General features: G+C 43.1%; 22 protein-coding genes. 15 read left to right on the forward strand and 7 right to left on the reverse strand.

Translation table 11 applies throughout. The annotated features are described in order from the left end of the window. Positions 1-160: 160 nt before the first annotated feature. The gene (gene lipA, locus ACESMA_RS00005) at positions 161-1,024 is read right to left on the reverse strand and encodes a lipoyl synthase (protein ID WP_372946683.1); all 864 of its coding nucleotides are present in this window, start codon (positions 1,022-1,024) and stop codon (positions 161-163) included. A gap of 105 nt (positions 1,025-1,129) precedes the next feature. Between lipA and ACESMA_RS00010 the strand changes: the two genes are divergently transcribed. The 8 genes from ACESMA_RS00010 (at position 1,130) to mscL (ending at position 8,663) form a co-directional block, all read left to right on the forward strand. After that, positions 1,130-3,022, forward strand: coding sequence for a tetratricopeptide repeat protein (locus ACESMA_RS00010; RefSeq protein ID WP_372946684.1), 1,893 nt, complete (start codon positions 1,130-1,132; stop codon positions 3,020-3,022). Further along, positions 3,009-3,902, forward strand: coding sequence for a DMT family transporter (locus tag ACESMA_RS00015; protein ID WP_372946685.1), 894 nt, complete (start codon positions 3,009-3,011; stop codon positions 3,900-3,902). The genes ACESMA_RS00010 and ACESMA_RS00015 overlap by 14 nt, the downstream gene beginning before the upstream one ends. Then, complete coding sequence (gene ruvC / locus ACESMA_RS00020) at positions 3,899-4,453, forward strand: crossover junction endodeoxyribonuclease RuvC (RefSeq protein WP_372946686.1); 555 nt, start codon at positions 3,899-3,901, stop codon at positions 4,451-4,453. The genes ACESMA_RS00015 and ruvC overlap by 4 nt, the downstream gene beginning before the upstream one ends. A gap of 17 nt (positions 4,454-4,470) precedes the next feature. Beyond that, positions 4,471-5,244: a DUF1080 domain-containing protein gene (locus tag ACESMA_RS00025; RefSeq protein WP_372946687.1), complete on the forward strand. Its 774-nt coding sequence runs from the start codon at positions 4,471-4,473 to the stop codon at positions 5,242-5,244. Positions 5,245-5,894: 650 nt separating this feature from the next. Then, entirely contained in the window at positions 5,895-6,650 is a 756-nt protein-coding gene (locus ACESMA_RS00030) for a 30S ribosomal protein S16 (protein ID WP_372946688.1), read from the forward strand. A 91-nt stretch (positions 6,651-6,741) separates the two neighbouring features. Then, on the forward strand, positions 6,742-7,269 hold the full coding sequence (gene rimM / locus ACESMA_RS00035; protein ID WP_372946689.1) for a ribosome maturation factor RimM: 528 nt from the start codon (positions 6,742-6,744) through the stop codon (positions 7,267-7,269). A gap of 127 nt (positions 7,270-7,396) precedes the next feature. Further along, the gene (locus tag ACESMA_RS00040; protein WP_372946690.1) at positions 7,397-8,104 is read left to right on the forward strand and encodes a head GIN domain-containing protein; all 708 of its coding nucleotides are present in this window, start codon (positions 7,397-7,399) and stop codon (positions 8,102-8,104) included. A gap of 121 nt (positions 8,105-8,225) precedes the next feature. Further along, positions 8,226-8,663, forward strand: coding sequence for a large-conductance mechanosensitive channel protein MscL (gene mscL, locus ACESMA_RS00045; RefSeq protein ID WP_372946691.1), 438 nt, complete (start codon positions 8,226-8,228; stop codon positions 8,661-8,663). A 9-nt stretch (positions 8,664-8,672) separates the two neighbouring features. On the opposite strand, the gene ACESMA_RS00050 is transcribed toward mscL, so the two are convergent. From ACESMA_RS00050 to dapF, 4 genes are all read right to left on the reverse strand, one after another. Next, on the reverse strand, positions 8,673-9,236 hold the full coding sequence (locus ACESMA_RS00050; RefSeq protein ID WP_372946692.1) for an L-threonylcarbamoyladenylate synthase: 564 nt from the start codon (positions 9,234-9,236) through the stop codon (positions 8,673-8,675). Further along, a complete protein-coding gene (locus ACESMA_RS00055) occupies positions 9,229-10,353 on the reverse strand; it encodes a glycosyltransferase family 4 protein (RefSeq protein WP_372946693.1) in 1,125 nt (374 codons plus the stop codon). Before ACESMA_RS00055 ends, ACESMA_RS00050 begins: the two co-directional genes overlap by 8 nt. Positions 10,354-10,417: 64 nt before the next feature. Next, positions 10,418-11,683 carry a diaminopimelate decarboxylase gene (locus tag ACESMA_RS00060; RefSeq protein ID WP_372946694.1) on the reverse strand — a complete coding sequence of 422 codons (1,266 nt, stop codon included), beginning with the start codon at positions 11,681-11,683 and terminating at the stop codon, positions 10,418-10,420. A gap of 144 nt (positions 11,684-11,827) precedes the next feature. Next, positions 11,828-12,688: a diaminopimelate epimerase gene (gene dapF / locus ACESMA_RS00065; RefSeq protein ID WP_372946695.1), complete on the reverse strand. Its 861-nt coding sequence runs from the start codon at positions 12,686-12,688 to the stop codon at positions 11,828-11,830. A gap of 132 nt (positions 12,689-12,820) precedes the next feature. Here dapF and ACESMA_RS00070 point away from each other — a divergent pair, with 132 nt between their 5' ends. The 3 genes from ACESMA_RS00070 to ACESMA_RS00080 are packed head-to-tail and all read left to right on the forward strand — an operon-like array spanning position 12,821 to position 14,661. After that, positions 12,821-13,291 (forward strand): hypothetical protein, encoded by a 471-nt coding sequence (locus ACESMA_RS00070; protein WP_372946696.1) that lies wholly within the window; start codon positions 12,821-12,823, stop codon positions 13,289-13,291. Beyond that, a complete protein-coding gene (locus ACESMA_RS00075) occupies positions 13,281-13,451 on the forward strand; it encodes a hypothetical protein (RefSeq protein WP_372946697.1) in 171 nt (56 codons plus the stop codon). Before ACESMA_RS00070 ends, ACESMA_RS00075 begins: the two co-directional genes overlap by 11 nt. Beyond that, entirely contained in the window at positions 13,435-14,661 is a 1,227-nt protein-coding gene (locus ACESMA_RS00080; protein ID WP_372946698.1) for an LL-diaminopimelate aminotransferase, read from the forward strand. Before ACESMA_RS00075 ends, ACESMA_RS00080 begins: the two co-directional genes overlap by 17 nt. Positions 14,662-14,739: 78 nt before the next feature. Here the strand turns inward: ACESMA_RS00080 and ACESMA_RS00085 are convergent, their stop codons facing one another. After that, entirely contained in the window at positions 14,740-15,969 is a 1,230-nt protein-coding gene (locus ACESMA_RS00085) for a pyridoxal phosphate-dependent aminotransferase (protein WP_372946699.1), read from the reverse strand. 228 nt (positions 15,970-16,197) lie between these two features. Here ACESMA_RS00085 and ald point away from each other — a divergent pair, with 228 nt between their 5' ends. Next, complete coding sequence (gene ald / locus ACESMA_RS00090) at positions 16,198-17,310, forward strand: alanine dehydrogenase (RefSeq protein WP_372946700.1); 1,113 nt, start codon at positions 16,198-16,200, stop codon at positions 17,308-17,310. Between the two features lie 134 nt (positions 17,311-17,444). Further along, positions 17,445-18,224 (forward strand): radical SAM protein, encoded by a 780-nt coding sequence (locus tag ACESMA_RS00095; protein ID WP_372946701.1) that lies wholly within the window; start codon positions 17,445-17,447, stop codon positions 18,222-18,224. A 7-nt stretch (positions 18,225-18,231) separates the two neighbouring features. Here the strand turns inward: ACESMA_RS00095 and ACESMA_RS00100 are convergent, their stop codons facing one another. After that, entirely contained in the window at positions 18,232-18,675 is a 444-nt protein-coding gene (locus tag ACESMA_RS00100; protein ID WP_372946702.1) for a DUF2147 domain-containing protein, read from the reverse strand. Positions 18,676-18,845: 170 nt separating this feature from the next. Here ACESMA_RS00100 and ACESMA_RS00105 point away from each other — a divergent pair, with 170 nt between their 5' ends. Both ACESMA_RS00105 and ACESMA_RS00110 read left to right on the forward strand, forming a co-directional pair. Continuing rightward, entirely contained in the window at positions 18,846-19,724 is an 879-nt protein-coding gene (locus tag ACESMA_RS00105; protein ID WP_372946703.1) for a pyruvate, water dikinase regulatory protein, read from the forward strand. Positions 19,725-19,811: 87 nt separating this feature from the next. Then, positions 19,812-20,393 (forward strand): RNA polymerase sigma factor, encoded by a 582-nt coding sequence (locus ACESMA_RS00110; RefSeq protein WP_372946704.1) that lies wholly within the window; start codon positions 19,812-19,814, stop codon positions 20,391-20,393. The last annotated feature ends 44 nt before the right edge of the window (positions 20,394-20,437 follow it).

Genomic DNA, 20,437 nt, shown 5'->3' on the forward strand with positions numbered 1-20,437 from the left:
ATTTTTGGAAGACGGATTTTTGGTTTCCCTTTTTTCTGCAATTATTTCTGCAAGAATTTGCTCCTGCAAGTCCCACACTACTTTGTAGTCTTTCAGACCGATATCGTTGTAATTAAATTGTGCCACAACTTTAAACTTTAAACTCAGAACTTTAAACTTACTACGCCTTCACATGCTCTTCCGCCCGGTACGAACTCCTTACCAGTGGCGAACTTTCCACAAACGAAAATCCTTTATCGAGGCCAATCCGGCGATATTCGGCAAATTGTGCAGGTTCAATATATTCCACCACCGGCATGTGTGTGGCGGTTGGTGCCAGGTACTGTCCAATGGTCATCACCTTGCAGCCGGCTTCGCGCAGGTCATCCATGGTTTGAAGCACTTCTTCGTGGGTTTCGCCTAGGCCAAGCATAATGCCCGATTTGGCAATTTTGTAGTTCTGTGCCACATACCGCACCACATCGAGGCTGCGGCGGTATTTCGAAGCAAACCTCACAAACGGAGTCAACCGCTCCACCGTTTCCAGGTTGTGCGAAATCACATCCGGCCCGGCATCAATTATCTGATGAATCAGTTCTTCTTTTCCCCTGAAATCCGGAATAAGCACTTCGATGCGGGTTTCGGGATTCACCCTTTTTACTTCGGTAATGGTGCGCGCCCAGATTCCGGCGCCCTGATCGTCCAAATCGTCGCGGTCAACCGAGGTAATCACGCAGTGTTTTACGCCCATTATTTTCACGGTTTCGGCCAGTTTCTCAGGTTCATGTAAATCGGGGGCCAGTGGTTTTCCATTGGGTACTGCACAAAACTTGCAGCGGCGGGTACAAATGTTCCCCAAAATCATAAATGTTGCAGTCCCACGATTCCAGCATTCGCCAATATTAGGGCAGTTTCCGCTGGTACAAATTGTGTGCAGTCCGTGCTTTTCAACCAGGTTCTTTACCTTCGAATAGCTTTCGCCTTTTGGCATTTTCATCTTCATCCATCGCGGCAAACGTTGCCTCTCTTTCAACTCGTGCGCCATAATCCAAAATTTCGTACAAAAATAGCTTTAAAAGTGAAAAGTAAAAACCAGACAAAAACAGAATTCAGATTTACACGTTATTTTTGTAGTATTGCAAACATGAATATGAAGCACTTTTTAATTATCATAGTATTATTTTTCAGTTTGAACCATTTGGACGCGCAAAACCAGCCAAATGAACTTCAAACCACTTCGAAACTTGCCCTGGCATATTACAATGCCAATGATTTCGAAAAGGCTGCTCCCCTGTTGCTCGAAGTTTACAACCTTTCGAAAAACAATTATTATTTCAGACTTTACCTGAATGCGTTGTTGGAAACACAAAATTTTGAAGAAGCAGAAACACAGATTCAAAATGAAATTAAAAAACAAGGCACGCCAAACCCTGAATTTCTTATTCACCATGGCTATGTGTTAAAAGCGCAAAATAAATTAAAAGAGGCCGAAGAAAAATATGCAGAAGCCTTAAATAAAATTCAGGCCAACAAAGGGAGTATCCTGGTTGCTGCCAATGCTTTTACGCAGTGGCAGGAATTTGAATGGGCCAAAAAAGTTTACCTGAAAGGCCGCAAGGAAATTCCGCAGGAGCAGTTTAATTACGAGTTGGCCCGAGCTTTCCTGTATTTGCGCGATTACGAACAAATGATGGAGGAATACCTGAATCTGATTCGGCAGGATGAAAAACAAATCCAACGGGTGCAAAGCGCCCTTTCATCGGCCATGCGCATTGACGTGGACGATGGATTGCGCGATAGATTTCGTTCGCAGGTTTTAAGGCGCATTCAGGCCGAACCCAGTGTAATTGGCTACAACCGGCTGCTTATCTGGTTTTTTCTTCAGGAAAAACAATTTGGCGGTGCACTTCGACAGTCGCTGGCATTAGACCGCAGAACTGGAGCCGAGGACACCCAGATTTTTCAGTTGGGGCAAATGGCGCTTAACAACAAAATGTACGACGAGGCAGAACGCGCCTTTAACTATCTGGTGGATAAAGGTGAAGAAGCGCCGCTTTATGTTCCGGCCTATGTGCAGAATATTCATGCTGCTTACCTGCGCTATACCACTGGTGATGAAGAATCTCAAACTGATGGTCTGGAACTGGCCGGCAAGTTTGAACACAGCCTGGAAATGCTCGGGTATTCAGCGGGTACGCTGGGTTTAATCAGCGATTATGCCCACCTTTTGGCTTTCTATCTAGATGATACTGAAAAAGCCATTTCTGTTTTGAAAAAAGGCCTGGAAATTCCCCGTTTGAAACCCGAGGAATCGGGAATGCTGAAAACCGAAATGGCTGACATCTCAGTTTTTGCCGGCGATCCGTGGGAAGCCACCTTGCTCTATTCACAGGTCATCGACGCCAACAAAAACAACACACTGGGCGACGAGGTAAAACTAAAGAAAGCCAAACTGGGCTACTACATGGGCAACTTTAGCTGGGCCAAAGCGCAACTCGATGTGCTCAAAGCAAGTACTTCGAAACTCACGGCCAACGATGCCATGGAACTTTCCATGCTTATTGGCAACAACCTGAACCTGGATACCACAGCCGTTCCGCTGCAAATGTTTGCCCGCGCCGACCTGCTGTTTTTCAGAAACAAAGAAACCGAGGCACTGGCCACACTCGACTCCATTGCAGAAATTTTTCCATACCATTCACTTACCGATAATATTCTTTTCAGAAAAGCAAAAATTGAAATCGACCAGAATAATTTTGAAACGGCAGCAGAATACCTGCAGGAAATAACAGATAATTTCAGTTACGGACTGCTGGCCGACGATGCGCTGTTCATGCTGGCCGAACTGTTTAATTACAATCTGGATGAAAAAGAAAAAGCAAAGGAACTTTACCGGATGATGCTGACCCGGCACCCGGGAAGTGTGTTCACCGAGGAGTCGCGGGAAAAATTCCGTGAACTGCGGGAAATTTATCCCGATGTGCTGACCAGCCCCGAAGAAGAACTCTTTATTCAGGATAGTATTCCCGATGAATTCAACTAACAAAGCATACCTTTTTGCCGCACTGGCCGTCTTTTTCTGGTCAACCGTGGCCACCGCCTTTAAAATTGCCCTGCGCGAGTTGGATGTCATACAGCTTATTTTCTTCGCATCGGTTGTTACCGTTTTGGTGCTTTTTATGCTTTTACTCGTGCAGGGAAAAACCGGAATGTTGTTCCGGCAAACAAAACGCGAAGTTATTTCGTCGGTTTTGCTGGGTGCGTTTAACCCGCTGTTTTACTACATTGTTTTATTCAAAGCATATTCGCTGCTGCCAGCTCAATTGGCGCAGCCGCTCAACATGGTTTGGCCCATTGTGCTGGCGCTGCTTTCAGTGCCTTTTCTTGGGCAAAAAATCGGGAAATGGAGCATTGCCGGGTTGTTCGTCAGTTTTATTGGCGTGGTATTTATTTCGTCGCAGGGCGGATGGAGTGGTTTTCGAAACACCAGTTTTACCGGGGTTTTGCTGGCACTGAGTAGTTCGGTACTCTGGTCGGTTTACTGGATTTTGAGTGTGCGCGACAAACGCGACGAAATTGTAAAACTGTTTCTTAACTTCTTTTTCGGTTTGATTTTCCTGACCATTGCCATGTATTTCTTTTCTGACTTTAACGTGAAACCAGGCCCCGGTTTGGTGGCTGCAGTTTATGTAGGCATTTTTGAAGTGGGCATTACTTATGTATTGTGGATGAAAGCCATGCAACTAAGTACCAACAACGCCAAAATCGGAAATCTTGTTTTTCTGGCGCCGTTTGTTTCACTCATTTTTATCCATTTTATTTTGAAAGAAACCATTTACATCACTACTTTTATCGGACTGGTTTTTATAGTATCAGGCATTTTTACCCAGCGGCTCGACCGGAAAAAACAAAAAGTTTCATGAACCAAAAACCGCTTAAAATACTGGGCATCGACCCCGGAACGACAGTCACCGGTTATGGATTGGTGGAAATACGGAACAACCAGCCGGTGATTCTGAACATGGGAACGCTGGTGCCAGGTAAATTTTCCGACCACTACCAACGGCTGAAACATTTACATGAGCGGGCGCTGCACCTCATTGAAGAATACCGCCCCGACGTGATGGCCATTGAAGCGCCGTTTTATGGGAAAAATGTGCAAAGTATGCTAAAGCTGGGACGCGGGCAGGGCGTGATTATGGCTGCAGCATTGTTTCATTCGGTGCCCATTCAGGAATACGCGCCGCTGCTGGTAAAACAGTCGATTACCGGAATGGGTCGCGCCTCCAAAGAACAGGTGAAATATTTTCTGCAAAAAGTGTATCATCTCACCGACCTCGACCAGGCGTTGGATGCCACCGATGCCGTGGCTGTGGCCATCTGCCACTTTATTCAGCAGGGAAAACCGCAAAAAAACAAGGAGTACAAAGGTTGGGGCGATTTTGTGAAAAAGAACCCGGGACGAGTAAAATAGTTAAAAAAAATAAAGTTATGATTATTGACGGTAGAACTAAATCAATTGTGGTTGTATTATTTTGCTGCATCTTTTTAAGCTGTAGTAATTTAAAAAAGGAACAGGATAACGAAAAAGGATTTGTACAAATTTTTGATGGCAAATCGCTTGATGGATGGGAAGGTGACCCGGTTTACTGGTCGGTTGAAAACGGCAACCTCATCGGTAAGGTAACACCGGAAACCATCTTAAAAAGAAATTCATTTATAATCTGGCAGGGTGGACAACCGGGAAACTTTGAATTAAAGCTTGATTATAGAGTGAGCAAAGACGGAAACAGCGGCATTAATTACAGAAGCGGAATAATTGAAGGCGTTCCGTTCGCGCTGCGCGGATACCAATGTGACATCGATGGTGCAAACAAATATACCGGACAGAATTACGAGGAACAAATGCGCAGGACTCTGGCGTATCACGGACAAAAAGTGTTGCTCGAAACACTACCCGACTCGCTGGATAAATATCCAATTTCAGAATTTACAGCAAAAAATGCCTGGACAAAAGCAATTGTACTGGATACACTGGGCGATATTAATGAGTTGAATCGGAATATTAAAAGCGAAGACTGGAACAGCGTGCACATTATTGCCAATAATAACAGATTGCAACATTTTATCAACGGCATTTTAATGAGCGATGTGACTGATAATGATGTAAAAAACCGAAGATTAAAAGGCTTGATTGGAGTTCAGGTTCATGTGGGTCCACCTATGAAAATTGAATACAGAAATATCAGGATAAAACAATGGTAATATAAACCGTTGTTTTTCCATTTAATTTGAAGTATTCTTTATTCTTACTGATTTTTTTATCGGATGTGCTGTTTTACAATCAGGTGCAGCAGCTTGCATCACTCCGAGCCAATTTTCAGCTTGCCCTGGCTGCGTGGGACCGCATTCGAAAAATACTGAGCCTGGAAAACAACATGCCGGTTCTTCTTGTCAGTGAAAATACCACTTCTCTGCTAACGCACAATTGTAATGTGTGCCGTTAAAAAAACAGACTTCCCAAGAAGGGGCAAAAACACTGAACAAAGCGATCTGGCAGGGATTGGAGCGGCACCCTGGTGCACACCGCGACCAGGTTTTGCAGAACGGCAAGAGCGATTGAAATGAGCTACTTGCCGGAGTTGCAAAACCGGAAGCGGGGAAAACAGGTAAAGCGGAAAGCCCGGCTGCCAGCCGGTAGAAGGGAACAGTTCCCAGTCGCAGTGAACAGTTTCAGTTTGCAGCCAAATTTCGTAATAATCGAATTATTACCCAATTCCGTTCTACCGTTTGTGTAAATCACCTCAATTTTACACAAGGGCGAAAAAAGCGGTAATGGGTTTCGTAAACAGAATTTTATACTATCTTTGCGCCCACATTTTCAAAAAAATAATTTTAGAATTATGCCAGTAAAAATGAGATTAGCGCGGCACGGCCGCAAACGTTATGCTTACTACCACATTGTGGTAGCAGATAGCAGGGCGCCACGAGATGGCAGGTACATTGAACGGATTGGCACGTATAATCCGAATACGAATCCTGCTACGATAGATCTCGATTTTGACAAAGCTTACGACTGGCTTGTAAAAGGCGCCCAACCTACCGACACCATGAAGGCAATTTTGTCTTACAAAGGTGTGCTCTACAAAAAACACCTGATGGGTGGAGTGAAAAAAGGAGCTTTCAGCGAAGAAGAAGCTGAACGCAAACTGGAAAAATGGCTCACTGAAAAAGAAGCCCAGATTCAGGCAAAACGTGAACGCCTGGCCGGGGAAGAGAGTGCTGCCGTTAAAAAACAGCTTGATGCTGAAGCTAAACTGAGGGAAGCAAAAGAGGCTGAAATTGCTGCCAGAAATGCTAAATTAGCTGCGGAAGCAAAAGCTGCTGCCGCACCGGCAGAAGAAGAAGTTGCGGAAGAAGCTCCGGCCGAAGAAGTAACTGAAACTCCGGTTGCTGAAGAAAAAACAGAAGCTTCTGTTGAAGAAAAAGCTGCAGAGGTTGCAAAAGAAGTCACCGAAGAAGCACCTGTTGCTGAAGAGAAAGTTGAAACTCCGGCTGAGGAAAAAGCTGCTGAAGAACCGGTTGCAGAAAAAGCCGAAGAGGCTCCGGCCGCTGAAGAAAAAACCGCTGAAAGCGAAGAAGCACCAAAAGAAAAGGGCGCCGAATCATAATCAGAAGTTTTTCACACGAAATAGAAACCACGTGCTTTTGGCAGGTGGTTTTTTTATGCGCTGAACCCTGATTTGCGTATATTTGCAACCAATGGAAACAATACCAAAATCGGATTGCCAAAAAATTGGCTTCATTCGCAAAACTCACGGGGTGCATGGCGAACTGGTGCTGGAATACGAACAGGAATTTGAAGAATCGGTAGCTGAAGCCGAACGTTTTTTCCTGGAAATTGACGGGCTGCTGGTACCGTTTTTTGCGGCAGAAGAGGGACTCCGGTTCAGGTCGGCCAAAACGGTGCTGGTAACTTTCGACTGGGTGAACACCGAAAAATATGCCCGCCGCCTGGTGGGCAGTCCGGTTTATCTTTTCAACCACGAAATTGTGGATGAACCTGAAGAAGCTGCAATTTCGCAATTTTTGCATTTTTGCTTGTTGGATGAAAACGGCAAAAAAGTAGGCAAAATATCGGCTGTTGACGATTACTCCGGAAACATTGTTTTTACAGTGGATGCAGAAGATGGGGAAATTCTGGTTCCGTTTAACGAAGATTTTCTAATGAAACTGGACGAAAAGCAAAAAACCATTCAACTTAGGTTGCCGGAAGGATTGATGGAATAAAAACGGTTCTTCATTGCTGAAATGATTGTAACAAAAGCAGATCTTTTTTCATCTGAGGTGCAACTTTCATCCATTTTGTACGTCCTTACTACATTGCAAACAAAAATCGAATAAAAAAACAACAACCATGAAAACAAAACAATTCTTTCTTTTACTATTTATTTTGGGATTTATCTTTTCGAATGCAGCCTTTGCAGAGCGTGAAGAGCGCGAAGTTTCTTCTTTTTCAGAAATTTCATTGCGTATTTCCGGCAAAGTTCACCTTGAACAGGGGAACCGGCAAAGTGTAAGGGTAGAAGCAAAATCGTCCACGCTTGAAGAAATTATTACCGAAGTAAAAGGCCGCACATTAATCATCCGGTTTAAAAGCAACAACATTTTCAGGCGGTCGTTCAATCCTGGCCGTGTGGATATTTACATTACCGTACCGGAAATCAATGCCTTGTCAGTATCAGGTTCAGGCGATATTGTGGCCGAAAGCAAAATCAAATCGCGCATTCTGGATTTGGCCGTAAGCGGTAGTGGCGACATTTCACTGAAAAACCTGGATGCCGAGCGGATAAAAACTGCTGTTTCGGGGTCGGGTGACATACTGATTAACAAAGGTGGCGTAGCCGATGAACTTGAAGTTGCCATTTCGGGGTCTGGCAATGTGAAAGCAGAAAACTTTGAAGTAAAAAATGTGGAGGTAAAAATTGCCGGCTCAGGAAGTTGTAGCATATATGCCACTGAATATTTAAAGGCAAAGGTTTCGGGTTCCGGAAATGTTTTGTATAAAGGAAATCCGCAAATTGACACTTCTGTTGTAGGTTCGGGCAAGGTTAAAAAACTTTGACAAAATTTCTCCTTTATGTAAATTAAATTCTTTAAATTTCCCAAGGTTTTCCGCACAGGCCAGAATCAACATCTTACTGACCACCTGGAAACAAAATTAGTTTTAACTTAAATCACTTATTATGGGAATGTTAAAAGAATTTAAGAGCTTTGCCATGAAGGGCAATGTGCTCGATTTGGCTGTTGCCGTAATTATTGGCGGTGCCTTTGGCAAAATTGTTACATCGTTTGTGAATGATGTAATTATGCCCCCTATCGGATTATTGCTCGGAAACACTGATTTTAGCAACCTGAGGGTTATTTTGAAAAATGGCACCGAAGCTGTAATGGATGGGGAAAATATAATTACCCCGGCCATTGCCGAAGTTTCTATCCGCTATGGAGCATTTGTGAACACAGTTCTGGATTTTGTGATTGTAGCATTTGCCATTTTTATGGTGGTGAAAGGATACAACCGGATGAAAAAGAAAGAAGAAGCAGCCCCTGCTGCTCCGCCAGCACCTTCAAAAGAAGAAGTTTTACTTGGTGAAATCAGGGATATACTGAAAGAAAAAAAATAAGCTGAAAAATTACTTGCGGATAATGTCAATCCGGCCACCGGGCCAGAGTTTTATAATGCTCGACGGTTGTGCCGGATTGACATCGTCTTGCCGGTATTCCACAATGTAATCCATTTGGTTTTTAATTTCTTCTGAAATTTCATTAAAAAAAACCGGCGATTTTTGCCCGCTGAGATTGGCCGATGTGGAAACTATGGGCCGGCGAAATCGCTGCAACAACTTTTGTGTGAATTCCTCTTTAGTGAACCGAATTCCAATGCTTCCGTCTTCTGCAATAAGATTAGATGCCAGGTTTTTGGCTCCCGGATAAATTACAGTGAGGGGTGTGGTACTGATTTCCACCAAATCCCAGGCAATTTCAGGCACATCGTTCACATACCTTTCCAGCAAAGCCGGATTTTCCATTAACACGAGCATGCTTTTAGAGTCTTCCCGCTGTTTAATCTGATAAATCCTTGCAACAGCTTCCGGGTTGGTGGCATCGCAGCCAATTCCCCAAATCGTATCGGTGGGATATAATATTATACCGCCGCTTTTAAGCACGTCAACGGCTTTTTTAATGTCGTTATGCATGTTTTCTGTTCAAAATTTCAGTGTACAAAGAAATTAATTTTTGAGCATAATTCTCTGGGTGAAACAGTTCTGCCCGTTGTGTGCCTTTTTCAATAATAGTATTTCTGAACTCCTCATTCTCGAGAAGTAACAAAACTTTTTGCGCAATCTCTTCCACTTTTGCAGGGTTGCAAAGAACGGCTGCTTCGCCTGCTGTTTCGGGCAAAACTGAAACTGAAGAGGTGACAACCGGGCACCCACAAGCCATGGATTCGATTACCGGAAGGCCAAATCCTTCAAAAACAGAAATATAAACCGAAAGAATGGCTGTTTGATAAAGTGCTGCCAAATCGGATTCTGAAATGTTGCTTAAAAACTTCACCTGGCTTTCCATTTCGCTTTCTTCAATAAACCGGTTCATTTCAGCCATGTACGAAGTGGTTTGTTTGCCCACAAAAACAACCGGTACCTTAATCTCTTTGGATTGAATAGCCTGCAGCAACGCCAACTGGTTTTTGCGTGGTTCAAGTGTGCCTACCGACAAAATGAATTTATCGGGAAGTTGGTATTTCGAAAGAATCTCAGGAACATTCTGTTTTTCAAAGAATACCGGAGAAACAGGTTGATAAATCAATTCCACTTTTTCGGGCGGAACGTGAAAAAATGTTACAATATCGTGTTTTGTTTGTTTACTGATGGCAATCACTTTATCGGCTGAATGGCAGGCGTATTTTACCTTTTTGAAATAGATTTTCCGGTCGATGGGTTTGTAAAATTCGGGGTAGCGCATAAAAATCAAATCGTGAATGGTAACCACCGAGGGGATTTCGCTTTTGTGAATTCCTTTGGGAAGTTCGTTGCTCAGTCCGTGAAACAGTTCCACGTTGTGTCTTTTTATATGAGGAACCAGGAACAAACTCCGCCAAAGTGATTTCATTTTTTTGGCAATCCGGTTTTGTGGCGAAACTACTTTAAACCGCTTGTAGTTATCGAAAAGCGAGTCTTTAACTTCCGGGGTAAATAAAATGTAATCGTTCTCCGGGAAAAACCGGTAAAGCGCATTCAGCGTATTCCGGCTATAATTTCCCAGGCCGTAAGAGTTGAGGAATGCCCGTTTTGCATCAAAACCAATTTTCATAGTTCGAAATTACAAAAAAGGCCGGGTAAAACGCCCGACCTCAAATATATTATTTCTTTAACGCTCAAACTTTAAAATCCTTCAACCCGCCAAAATCGAGGGTAGCAAAATAATCCACTACAGTTTCGGCACGGCGAATTTGCATCACTTCACCGTTTTCACGCAGCAACAACTCGGCCGATTTCAGCTTGCCGTTGTAATTGAATCCCATGGCGTGTCCGTGGGCGCCTGCATCGTGAATCACCACAATATCACCGGTTTCAATCTCAGGCAACATGCGGTCGATGGCAAACTTGTCATTGTTTTCGCACAACGAACCAGTTACATCGTATTTTTGGTTATGCAGTTCGTTTTCTTTTCCTAAAACAGTGATGTGATGATAAGCGCCATACATTCCAGGGCGCATCAGGTTCACCATGCTGGCATCAAGACCTGCAAATTGTTTGTAGGTTTTTTTGATGTGAAGGACTTTGGAAACCAGATATCCGTATGGCCCGGTGATGGCGCGTCCCAGTTCAAAAAATATTTTCAACGGAGCCAGACCATTTTTTTCAATTTTTTCTTCGTACAGTTTTTTGATTCCGGCACTCACATATTCCAAATCCACTGCCTTTTCACCTGGTTTGTAGGGAATTCCAACGCCACCACCCAGATTGGCAAAACTAATTTTCACACCGGCTTTTTCGTTTACCTCAACAATCAGATTAAAAAGCAATTCCGCTGTTTCAATAAAATAATCGGGGTCGAGCTCGTTGGAAGCCACCATGGTATGAACGCCAAACTGTTTTACGCCTTTGCTTTTCAGAATGCGGTAGCCCTCGATAATCTGCTCGTGGGTAAATCCGTATTTGGCTTCTTCTGGGTGGCCAATAATCAGGTTCCCCTGTTTCAGGTCGCCCGGGTTGTAACGCATACAAACGGTTTCAGGAAGACCCACATTTTTCTCCAGGTATTCGATGTGTGAAATATCATCGAGATTGATGATGGCTCCCAGCTCTTTGGCCGCGCGGAATTCCGAAGCCGGAGTGTCGTTGGACGTTAGCATAATTTCATCACCGCTCATACCAACGCGTTTCACAAGTTCCAGTTCGGCCTCTGAGCTGCAGTCGGCGCCAAAGCCCTCTTCACGCAAAATTTTTACCAGGTAAGGATTTGGGGTAGCTTTTACGGCAAAGTATTCCTTAAATCCGTCATTCCAATCGAATGCATTTTTAAACCGGCGGGCATTTTCACGAATGGCTTTTTCATCGTAAATATGAAACGGCGTGGGGTATTTTTCAATTATTTTTTCAATTTCTTTTTTTGAAAACGGTATATTTTTCTCTGCCATAACTTTTTATATTCTTTTCATTTAACACAAAAGTACTGTTTCGGGTTCGACTTTTTGGAATAATTCTAAATAATGATTGGAATATTTAGTAGAGAATTAATAATTCAATCCACACGTTTATTTAAAATCAAAAAATCGGTATTATTAAATCAGTTCCGCAACCAATTCGCGGCTTAAAACACCGCTGGCAATTTCGCTCACTTCGCCGGTCATGCGCATTTCCCAATTTTCGTCGGTTTCAATTTTTAAATCTCCACCAGGCATTTTTACAGTCAGACAGCGTTGAGCCAGTTCCTTTTTTACCATTACTGCAGCTACTGCACACGATGAACTTCCTGAAGCCAGGGTCCAGCCGGCACCGCGTTCCCAAATCATCACTTCCACCTCAGTGGGTGAAATAACTTTTGCAAACTGCACATTGATGCGGTTGGGGAAAAACGGGTTGTTTTCGATTTGCGGGCCGAATGTTTTCACCTCTTTTTCGTCGAGATTATCGGTTAAAATCACGCAATGCGGATTGCCCACCGAAACACAGCTTATTAAATAATCGCGGTACTCAAGGTGAAGCGTTTCATCGATGCACTCCTCTTTTTGGCAATTCACCGGAATTTCGGGTGAAGAAAAAATGGCTTTCCCCATATCCACCTTCACCGTTTTTGCTTTTCCGTTTTTCTCCTGTATGATTTCCGCCTGCACCAATCCGCCCAACGTTTCGATGGTAAACTTCCTCGATTTGGCAAACTGATAATCGTACAGATACTTGGCAAAAATGCGTAGTCCGTTGCCGCTTTTTTCTGCTTCCGAGCCATCAGGATTCAAAATACGCAAACCAAACTGGGCATTAAAACTGGGCACTTTCAAAAGAATTCCGTCAGAACCGATGCCAAAATGCACATCGCAGATTTTACGGATGGCCTTTTCTGTGAGTTCAAAACTGATTTCATTTTTATTTAAAACAATATAATCGTTTCCCAAACCATGGGATTTTACAAATGAATTTTGCATAACAGCTATTTTAATTTTACAAAAGTATTAAACATCAATCAATTTTCTCCGGCAAATCAGAACGAATTCTTTGCTGAGCATTTTATTTTTAACTTTGCGTCAGGTGAAGTTTCATTACATAAATTAGACTCAATGAAACAAAAAGTTTATATCGATACTTCGGTTATTGGAGGATGCTTTGACATTGAATTTAAAAAATGGTCAAATTTATTATTCGATGATTTTAAATCAGGTAAAAGAATTGCAGTTGTTTCTGACATTACATTAGATGAATTAGCAGATGCACCTGAAAAAGTTCAGGAGAATTTCAGTACAATTCCAGAAAATAATTTGGAAGTATTAATTTCAGATGATGAAACAAAAGCTTTAGCTGATTTATACATTAAAGAAGGAGCAGTTACATCAAAATATTATGAAGATGCATTACATATCGCCATTTCTACTATTAGTCGGGTAAATGTTCTGGCAAGTTGGAATTTTAAGCATATAGTAAATCTTGACAAGATAAGGATGTATAACGCAGTGAATTTAAAAAACGGATATTCGATTTTGGAAATTAGAACTCCAAGAGAAATAATTAATATAAACGATGATGGAAACTAAAAAAGAATTTGATGCTGTAAAGATGATGAGAAATATCCGTCAAAAGCACCATGAAGAATACACATTAAATCCCGAACTAAGAGAAAAGAAACTTGCTGCAATCCGGCAGAAATATTCAAATCGAATTAAAACATCGAAAATATATGGCAAAAATCAATGAAAATTACCTGAAACTTCAGGCGGGCTATCTCTTCCCGGAAATAGGGAGAAGGGTAAACGAGTTTGTGGCTGCAAACCCCGATAAAAAAGTAATAAAAATGGGCATTGGCGACGTAACCCAGCCGCTGGTGCCGAGTGTGGTGAAAGCGTTTCATGAAGGTGTAGACGAAATGGCCAAAGCTGAAACGTTTAAAGGTTACGGACCGGAGCAGGGATACGCTTTTTTACGCGAAGCTATTGCAAAAAATGCTTATCAGGATAATTGTATTAATATTTCTGCTGATGATATTTTCATTTCCGATGGTTCAAAATGCGACACCGGAAACATCCAGGAAATTTTTGGGAACGATAACAAAATTGCCATTTGCGACCCGGTTTACCCGGTTTATGCCGACACCACTGTTATGTCGGGCAAAACAGGCGGCTATGATTCCGGGCATTATAAAGGAATTATTTACATGGCCTGCACCAAAGAAAACGGCTTCATTCCCCAATTGCCAGCCGAAACTCCCGACCTGATTTTTTTGTGTTACCCGAATAATCCAACCGGTACAGTAGCCAGTAAAGAAGAGTTAAAAAAATGGGTGGAGTACGCCCGCGAAAATAAAAGCATCATTTTGTATGATGCGGCTTACGAAGCTTTTATAACCGAAGCAGGCATTCCGCATTCCATTTACGAAATTGATGGAGCCAAAGAGGTGGCCATCGAATTCCGCAGCTTCTCAAAAACCGCAGGATTTACAGGCACACGCTGTGCTTTCACTGTTGTTCCGTCAGAATTGAAAGCTTACGATTCAGCCGGAAAAGCTCATTCTGTAAAACCATTTTGGAATCGCCGGCAATCCACCAAATTCAACGGTGTCTCGTACCCTGTGCAAAAAGCGGCTGCGGCTGTTTATACCGAACAAGGCAAAAAAGAAGTGGCCGATGTAATTGCCTACTACCTCGAGAATGCCCGGATTATGAAGGAAAGCCTCACCGAATCCGGCTACGAAGTTTTTGGCGGCGTTAATGCGCCTTACATTTGGGTGAAAACCAAAAACAGCATGAGTTCATGGGATTTTTTCGACAAAGTGCTGAACGAAGCCAATGTGGTAGGAACGCCCGGTTCGGGATTCGGACCTGCCGGCGAAGGGTATTTCCGTTTCTCTGCATTTGCCGACAGGGAAAATACCATTGAAGCCATGGAGCGAATTAAGAATTTGAAATAGGAGAAAGCCCCTCCTAACCTTCCCAAAAGGGAGGAAAAAGAATGGGACCGTTCTTTATCAGAAGAACGGTTCATTTTTTTAAACCGATTCCTTCACCGAAATCTCTTTTCGTACTTTGCTTCCGGGATACACTTTCAATGCCGCTTCCAGAATTTTTAGACAAACAGCCAGGTCTTCCTTTTTTAATACGTAAGCGATACGCACCTCGTCCATTCCTTTGTCAGAGGCTGTATAAAAACCCGATGCAGGGGCCATAAAAACCGTTTGGTTTTCGTATTCAAAATCGGAAAGCAGCCAGGCACAAAAATCGTCGGCATTGTCAACAGGCAGACGGGCAACCGTGTAAAATGCGCCCATGGGAATGGGCGAATAAACGCCTTCTAAGCGGTTTAGTCCGTCAATCAAAAATTTTCGGCGGTTGACGTATTCATTGTAATTATTCAGCATATATTCCGGGTCGGCATCCAGCGAAGCTTCGGCGGCAATCTGGCCAATAAGCGGCGGACTCAGCCGGGCCTGACAAAACTTCATTACGTTTCGTTTTACCTCTTTGTTTTTGGTAATCAGCGCTCCGATTCGCAATCCGCACTCGCTGTATCGTTTTGAAACTGAATCGATGAGCACTACATTCTGTTCGATTCCATCCAGATGAAACGCCGAAATGTAAGGTGAGCCGGTATAGCAAAATTCCCTGTAAACCTCATCAGAAAAAAGGTACAGGTCGTATTTTTTCACCAGGTCGCGAATTTTGTTCATCTCCTCGCGTGTGTACAGATACCCGGTGGGATTGTTGGGGTTACAAATCATAATGCCCTTGGTTTTAGGCGTAATGAGCTTTTCGAACTCCTCAACCGGAGGCAGGGCAAAACCATCGTCGATGCTGGCAGCAATGGATTTAATAACCGCACCGGCCACAATGGCAAACGCTTCGTAGTTGGCATAAGCTGGTTCCGGGATAATAATTTCATCGCCCGGATCGAGACAACTCATAAATGCAAAAGTAACTGCCTCACTCCCGCCGGTGGTGATGATAATATCATCTGCGGTTACTTCAATGTTGAACTTGTGGTAATACTTCGCCAGTTTTTCACGGAACGAACGGATCCCTTCACTGGGGGTATATTCAAGAATTTTTCGATCAATGTTTTTAATGGCTGCCAACGCTTCGGGCGGGGTGGGTAAATCGGGCTGACCAATATTTAAGTGATAAACCTTCACTCCCCGCTCTTTGGCCTTTTCGGCCAGTGGAGCCAATTTCCGTATGGGTGAATCGGGCATGGCCCTTCCTCTGTCTGAAACTCGTGGCATGTTGTAAAATATATTTTATAAGGAAGCAAATATACAAGTATCAATCTGAAAACAATAATGATTAAAAAATTTCATTTCGCCATATTATTAAAAAATTAACTTTCAAATTATTAGAAAGTTCAGATTCATTCCATTCTCTGCTTTAAAACAAGTCCAGATTATGAAGTTTTATCATATTTTGATAAAGTTGAGGTACCTATTTTTGGTCAAAATTAAAACATTGAAACCATGATTATTGGAGTACCTAAAGAAATAAAAAATAACGAAAACCGAATAGCCCTGACTCCTGCCGGTGCGGCGGAACTTGTAAAACGCGGTCACGAAGTGTATGTGCAGGCAGGTGGCGGCAACGGCAGCGGATTTTTAGACGAAGATTATCTTTTAGCCGGAGCCAGAATGCTTCCCACCATTGAAGATGTTTACGGCATTGCCGAAATGATTATCAAGGTAAAGGAACCCATTGAATCGGAGTATGGACTAATTAAAAAGGGACAGATTCTTTACACCTATTTTCATTTTGCTTCCTCAGAAACCCTAACCAAGGCCATGATTGAAAATGGTTCGGTTTGCCTGGCTTACGAAACGGTAGAACTTCCCGACGGCTCACTTCCGTTGCTGGTTCCCATGAGCGAAGTGGCAGGACGAATGTCAGTTCAGGAAGGCGCCAAATACCTCGAAAAAACCTTTGGAGGATCGGGTGTACTTTTGGGTGGAGTACCAGGAGTTTTGCCGGCAAAAGTGCTGATTCTCGGGGGTGGGATTGTTGGTACGGAAGCCGCCAAAATGGCCGCCGGACTTGGAGCCGACGTTACCATTATGGACATCAGCCTGAAACGGATGCGTTACCTCGACGATATTATGCCGGCCAACGTGAATACCATGATGAGCAACGAATTCAACATCAGGCACATGGTAAAAAGCCACGATTTAATTATTGGCGCCGTGCTGATTCCCGGTGCCAAAGCTCCCCACCTGGTTACCCGCGACATGCTGAAAACCATGCATCCGGGTACCGTGCTGGTTGATGTTGCTGTTGACCAGGGAGGATGTTTTGAAACCACCGTAGCCACAACACATGCCGACCCGACTTTTACCATAGATGATGTAATACATTATTGCGTAGCCAATATGCCGGGCGCGGTTCCACGGACTTCAACCATGGCCCTTACCAACGCCACACTGCCTTATGCCATTCAAATTGCTGGTAAAGGCTGGAAACAAGCCTGCATCGATAACGTGCCTTTAAGTAAAGGATTGAATGTGGTTGACGGAAAAGTAGTTTACGAAGGAGTAGCTGAAGCTTTCAATTTACCACTCGAAAAAGTCGAAAGCGTTTTATAATATCTAACCAAATCAAATTTGCAAAGCCTTCTGTCGGTTGACGGAAGGCTTTATTTTTAAATTTTGGTTGAAAAACAGATTCTGTTTCCGATTTTTCTCGATTGAAACTAACTTTGCCACGTATTTAAATCGCTATGGCCACATTTTTATTCGATGAAATTATTTTCGGGCCGGTGCAGAGCCGCCGGCTGGGCGTTTCGCTGGGTGTAAACCTGCTGCCTGTAAATGTTAAAGTTTGCTCGTTCGACTGCATTTACTGCGAATGCGGATTCACCCCAAAAAAATACAAGGAGAAAGCCGTTCTCCCCACTCGCCAGGAAGTAAAACAAAAACTGGAAGAGAAACTGCCCAAAATGGCTGCTGGCGGCCAAAAGCCCGATGTAATTACCTTTGCCGGAAATGGCGAACCCACGCTCCACCCGGAGTTTGCCGGAATCATTGACGATACCATCGAACTGCGCAATCAACTGGCGCCAAAAGCGCGGATAGCCGTTTTGTCCAATGCCACCATGCTGCACAAACCCGAAGTTTTCAATGCCTTGTTGAAGGTGGAAGAAAACATCCAGAAACTTGATTCAGCTTTTGAGGAAACGATTGAGTTGCTCGATTGCCCCCGCGGAAATTTCAGCCTGCAAAAAGTAGTGGAACAATTGAAAGGTTTCAAAGGAAAATTGACCATCCAAACTCTTTTTGTGAAAGGCGAATTTAAAGGACAAACAGTTGACAATACAACCGAAAAAGAAATTTCAACCTGGCTGGAGCTTTTACAAAAAATTAAACCCCAACAGGTAATGATTTACACCATTGCCCGCGATACACCAATTGATACGCTTGAAAAAATTCCGGCAGAAAAACTGGATGCCATTGCCCGGCAGGTGGAAAATGAAGGGTTTAGGACCCAGATTTCGTATTGAAAATACTTTAAAGCTCTGTCCGGTACCATTCCGAGCTGCGGCCAAGCATGCGAATTCCGGCCACAAAACCTTTGAGTTTCATCAAGTCGTTGCTTTCGAGCCATACGTAACATTCGTAGGTTTTTCCTGATTTTGGGTCGTAAATTGTACCGTTTTCCCATTCTTTGTCTCCTGCATCATATTCCAGACCACTTAAAATCTGTAATCCGATCAGGGAACGGCTTTGCAACGCCTCGTTAGGATTATTGTCGTCTTTGGGAGGCTGGCCGTTTTCATACTTTTCCGGAATCATATAAACGATGGTTCCGATGTATTTTCCGCCTTTTTTCTCCACTTCAATTTTGGTGGTTTTTTCGTCGTTCCACCAGATACCGGTAATTTTATCGGCTTCCTGCGCAATGCCGGCAATTGCATAAATGCTCAGGAAAATAATAACAACTAATTTTTTCATAGGTACTAATTTGATGTTCAATTTAAAGAATTTAAAATTAGAAATATTGTCCATCCAATCGACAAAAACGTTCATCTTTTTTTTAGCCTTTGAAGGAATTACATTTTCAAAAATTGCTGAAGGTAAAAACTACAAAGGACATACTTTTGTTACAGAATAAATTACCTGCCATGAGCGAAAACAAAAAAAATACTCCTCCCCCCATATACGTAGTTTCCGGTGGCCGCGGACTGGCCGGAAACAATATGGTGCAATCGTTGCTTATTCAGTATCCAAACAATAAAATTCCGGTGATAATTGTTCCGGGTGTAAACAGTGAAGACCAGCTTTTTGATTTGGTGATGCAGGCAAAAGCTGAAAAAGCATTGATTACGCATACTATGGTTGACCCGAACCTGCGAAAAAAAATCAATGAAATGTGCGAAGAATTCGGGGTCAGAAAAATTGACTATATGGGCGAACTGGCCGAATACCTCGATGAACAGCTTGATGTTGAACCGCTGCAACATCCCGGTCTTTACCGTAAAATAAACCAGGAATATTTTGAACGGATTGAAGCCATCGAATACACCCTTTCGCACGACGATGGGCTTGGCCCTGAGCGCCTGCACAATGCCGAAATTATTTTGACAGGCGTTTCGCGGGCCGGAAAAACACCCCTGAGCGTTTACCTCGCCATGTTTGGCTGGAAAGTGGCCAATGTCCCTCTGGTAAAAGGAATCCAACCCCCAAAAGAATTGTTCGAAGTGGACCCTCAGCGGGTCTTCGGATTACATATCGGTGTTCACCAACTCATCACTCACCGTAAAAAACGAATGGAAACCTGGATTAACCACCAAAATGAATCGTATATCGATGAACAATCAGTAAAGGAGGAAATCCGGCATGCTATGTTTGTTTTCGACCGGGGCGGATTTTCCGTTTTGAATGTAACCAATAAACCCATTGAAAGTACAGCCAATGAAATTCTAAACCTCATGTCGGAACGTTTTTCATACCGTGGTAAAAAAATGGAATCGCCATACCACGATGAAAACAATGAGGATTGATTGATCAAATCAAATATTCATTATTCTTCCGCAAGTTTTATCGATTTGCCGTGTCTTATTCCTAAATTTATCGGGACAAATGATTGAATGAGCGAAACCGAAATTATAGGAAAACTCAAGCAGGGAAACGAACTGGCGTTTAAACAACTGGTGGAAAGCTACCGGAACATGGTAGTTAATACTTGTTTCGGATTGCTACACAATTCAGAAGATGCCGAAGATGTGGCCCAGGATGTTTTTATCGAAGTGTTTCGTTCGGTTGAAAATTTCAGGGCCGACTCCAAAATCTCAACCTGGCTTTACCGAATTGCTGTAAACCGCTCCCTCAATTTTATTCGCGACAACAAAAAACGCAAATGGTTTCAATCTTTCGACGATGTAGTGGAATCAAAAAAAGAAATGTTGAACCAGTTGAATCACCAAAGTGCCGGCGACCCGGAATCAGAACTGGAAAACAGTCAACGGGCAATATTGCTCCACGAAGCTATTGATTCACTGCCCGAGAGCCAGCGTGTCGCTTTTACGTTGAATAAATACGAAGACTTGGCTTACAAAGAAATTTCTGACGTGATGAACCTTTCGGTTTCGTCGGTGGAATCGTTGATACACCGGGCCAAAAAAAACCTTCAAAAAAAATTGTACAAATGCTACCAAAAAAAATGTATTTAACCGCAAGTTTTTAACCGATTATGTGTCAAACCAATAAATAAAAA

The organism is Mariniphaga sp., assembly GCF_041687215.1.
GTDB lineage: Bacteria > Bacteroidota > Bacteroidia > Bacteroidales > Prolixibacteraceae > Mariniphaga.

Excerpts from the sequence above, each read along its gene's own strand:
- lipA (WP_372946683.1), bottom strand. The coding sequence starts at position 1,024 with ATGGCGCACGAGTTGAAAGAGAGGCAACGTTTGCCGCGATGGATGAAG.
- ACESMA_RS00010 (WP_372946684.1), top strand. The coding sequence starts at position 1,130 with ATGAAGCACTTTTTAATTATCATAGTATTATTTTTCAGTTTGAACCAT.
- ACESMA_RS00015 (WP_372946685.1), top strand. The coding sequence starts at position 3,009 with ATGAATTCAACTAACAAAGCATACCTTTTTGCCGCACTGGCCGTCTTT.
- ruvC (WP_372946686.1), top strand. The coding sequence starts at position 3,899 with ATGAACCAAAAACCGCTTAAAATACTGGGCATCGACCCCGGAACGACA.
- ACESMA_RS00025 (WP_372946687.1), top strand. The coding sequence starts at position 4,471 with ATGATTATTGACGGTAGAACTAAATCAATTGTGGTTGTATTATTTTGC.
- ACESMA_RS00030 (WP_372946688.1), top strand. The coding sequence starts at position 5,895 with ATGAGATTAGCGCGGCACGGCCGCAAACGTTATGCTTACTACCACATT.
- rimM (WP_372946689.1), top strand. The coding sequence starts at position 6,742 with ATGGAAACAATACCAAAATCGGATTGCCAAAAAATTGGCTTCATTCGC.
- ACESMA_RS00040 (WP_372946690.1), top strand. The coding sequence starts at position 7,397 with ATGAAAACAAAACAATTCTTTCTTTTACTATTTATTTTGGGATTTATC.
- mscL (WP_372946691.1), top strand. The coding sequence starts at position 8,226 with ATGGGAATGTTAAAAGAATTTAAGAGCTTTGCCATGAAGGGCAATGTG.
- ACESMA_RS00050 (WP_372946692.1), bottom strand. The coding sequence starts at position 9,236 with ATGCATAACGACATTAAAAAAGCCGTTGACGTGCTTAAAAGCGGCGGT.
- ACESMA_RS00055 (WP_372946693.1), bottom strand. The coding sequence starts at position 10,353 with ATGAAAATTGGTTTTGATGCAAAACGGGCATTCCTCAACTCTTACGGC.
- ACESMA_RS00060 (WP_372946694.1), bottom strand. The coding sequence starts at position 11,683 with ATGGCAGAGAAAAATATACCGTTTTCAAAAAAAGAAATTGAAAAAATA.
- dapF (WP_372946695.1), bottom strand. The coding sequence starts at position 12,688 with ATGCAAAATTCATTTGTAAAATCCCATGGTTTGGGAAACGATTATATT.
- ACESMA_RS00070 (WP_372946696.1), top strand. The coding sequence starts at position 12,821 with ATGAAACAAAAAGTTTATATCGATACTTCGGTTATTGGAGGATGCTTT.
- ACESMA_RS00075 (WP_372946697.1), top strand. The coding sequence starts at position 13,281 with ATGGAAACTAAAAAAGAATTTGATGCTGTAAAGATGATGAGAAATATC.
- ACESMA_RS00080 (WP_372946698.1), top strand. The coding sequence starts at position 13,435 with ATGGCAAAAATCAATGAAAATTACCTGAAACTTCAGGCGGGCTATCTC.
- ACESMA_RS00085 (WP_372946699.1), bottom strand. The coding sequence starts at position 15,969 with ATGCCACGAGTTTCAGACAGAGGAAGGGCCATGCCCGATTCACCCATA.
- ald (WP_372946700.1), top strand. The coding sequence starts at position 16,198 with ATGATTATTGGAGTACCTAAAGAAATAAAAAATAACGAAAACCGAATA.
- ACESMA_RS00095 (WP_372946701.1), top strand. The coding sequence starts at position 17,445 with ATGGCCACATTTTTATTCGATGAAATTATTTTCGGGCCGGTGCAGAGC.
- ACESMA_RS00100 (WP_372946702.1), bottom strand. The coding sequence starts at position 18,675 with ATGAAAAAATTAGTTGTTATTATTTTCCTGAGCATTTATGCAATTGCC.
- ACESMA_RS00105 (WP_372946703.1), top strand. The coding sequence starts at position 18,846 with ATGAGCGAAAACAAAAAAAATACTCCTCCCCCCATATACGTAGTTTCC.
- ACESMA_RS00110 (WP_372946704.1), top strand. The coding sequence starts at position 19,812 with ATGAGCGAAACCGAAATTATAGGAAAACTCAAGCAGGGAAACGAACTG.